Raw genomic sequence first — 1,647 nt, 5'->3', positions numbered from 1 at the left:
TTCCGCGCATTGCGCCGCGCATCGAGGCGGAACCTTCTGGTATCCTGTGCGTCCTTTCGCTGTCGGTCACTGCCTTGACCGTGCTTCTCGTGACAGCCGCGCCCCGGCGCACCGCATAAGACCAAAGGACCAGACTCCTGATGACTACCTCCACAACCGAACCGCGCAACCGCGGCGCGGCGCTGGTGCTATTCGCCCTCGCCGTGGGTGGCTTCGCCATCGGCACCACCGAATTCGCCACCATGAGCCTGCTGCCGCTGTTCGCCCCGGCCCTGGGCATAGACGCGCCCACCGCCGGCCACGTGATCAGCGCCTACGCCCTGGGCGTGGTGGTGGGCGCGCCGCTGCTCGCCACCCTCGGCGCGCGCCTGCCCCGGCGCACCCTGCTGGTGCTGCTGATGGGCCTGTTCGCCCTGGGCAACGGCCTGAGCGCGCTGGCGCCGAGCTACCACTGGATGCTGCTGTTCCGCTTCATCAGCGGCCTGCCCCACGGCGCCTACTTCGGCATCGCCGCGCTGCTCGCCGCCTCGCTGGTGCCGCCGCACCGGCGCACGGTGGCGGTCGGGCGGATGTTCCTCGGCCTGACCGTGGCCACCATCGTCGGCGTGCCCCTGGCCAACTGGCTGGGCCAGGCCCTGGGCTGGCGCTGGAGCTTCGCCCTGGTGGCGCTGCTGGGCGTGACCACCATGGCCTGCGTGCGCCTGCTGGCCCCGCTGTCGCCGCCGGAAGCCGGCGCCAGCCCGCTGCGCGAGCTGGGCGCGCTGAAGCGCGGCCAGGTCTGGCTGACCCTGGGCATCGGCGCCATCGGCTTCGGCGGGCTGTTCGCGGTGTACACCTACCTGGCCGACATCCTCGGCGCGGTCACCCACGTCTCCCCCGCCGTGGTGCCGCTGGTGCTGGCGGTGTTCGGGGTCGGCATGACCCTGGGCAACATGTTCATCCCGGTGCTCGCCGACCGCGCCCTGATGCCCACCGCCGGCGGCCTGCTGGTGTGGAGCGCGGTGGTGCTGGCGATCTTCCCGTTCACCGCCGGGAACCTCTGGACGGTGGCGATCTGCGTGTTCTTCGTCGGTTTCGGCGGGGCCCTGGGCACCGTACTGCAGACCCGCCTGATGGACGTCGCCGAAGACGCCCAGGGCCTGGCCGCGGCGCTGAACCACTCGGCCTTCAACTTCGCCAACGCGCTGGGCCCGTACCTCGGCGGCCTGGCCCTGGCCGCCGGCTACGGCTGGACCTCGCCGGGCTGGGTCGGCAGCCTGCTGGCCATCGGCGGCTTCGTGCTCTGGTCGATCTCCCTGGCCACCAGCCGCCGCCAGGACAAGGCCGCGCTGCAAGGCGACTGCTGAGCCGTTCGGCGGCGCATGGCGCCCGGCACCGGCGCGCTTGATCCGGGTCAAGCCGCCGGCCGGCGCGCGGCGTACAAGGGAAAGCGTCACCTTTCCTTGTCGGCGCCGCCAGGAGGACTCCATGCGCACGCAGCTGCTGCACACTCGCGATGGCCACTGCTACGTCCAGCTCGACCAGTTCCGGGTACCCTTCCACGACGAATCCCAGGCCCGCGCCTACCTGGCGCGCCTGGAACAACGCATCGCCGCGCCGCACGTGTTGCCGCCGCTGCCCAGCGAGCGGCGACGCCTCTCCTGAATG

At 71.9% G+C, this 1,647-nt stretch carries 2 protein-coding genes; both read left to right on the top strand.

The genetic code is table 11. The annotated features are described in order from the left end of the window. The first annotated feature begins 140 nt into the window (after positions 1–140). On the top strand, positions 141–1,346 hold the full coding sequence (locus tag P3W75_RS07830) for an MFS transporter (RefSeq protein ID WP_276226799.1): 1,206 nt from the start codon (positions 141–143) through the stop codon (positions 1,344–1,346). A gap of 121 nt (positions 1,347–1,467) precedes the next feature. After that, positions 1,468–1,644 carry a hypothetical protein gene (locus P3W75_RS07825; protein ID WP_276226798.1) on the top strand — a complete coding sequence of 59 codons (177 nt, stop codon included), beginning with the start codon at positions 1,468–1,470 and terminating at the stop codon, positions 1,642–1,644. Positions 1,645–1,647 lie beyond the last annotated feature (3 nt).

Source organism: Pseudomonas citronellolis, assembly GCF_029335315.1.
In the GTDB taxonomy this organism is placed as follows: domain Bacteria; phylum Pseudomonadota; class Gammaproteobacteria; order Pseudomonadales; family Pseudomonadaceae; genus Pseudomonas; species Pseudomonas citronellolis_A.
The sequence above is the reverse complement of the archived record's forward strand: the minus strand, read 5'-3'. Positions and strand labels throughout refer to the sequence as shown.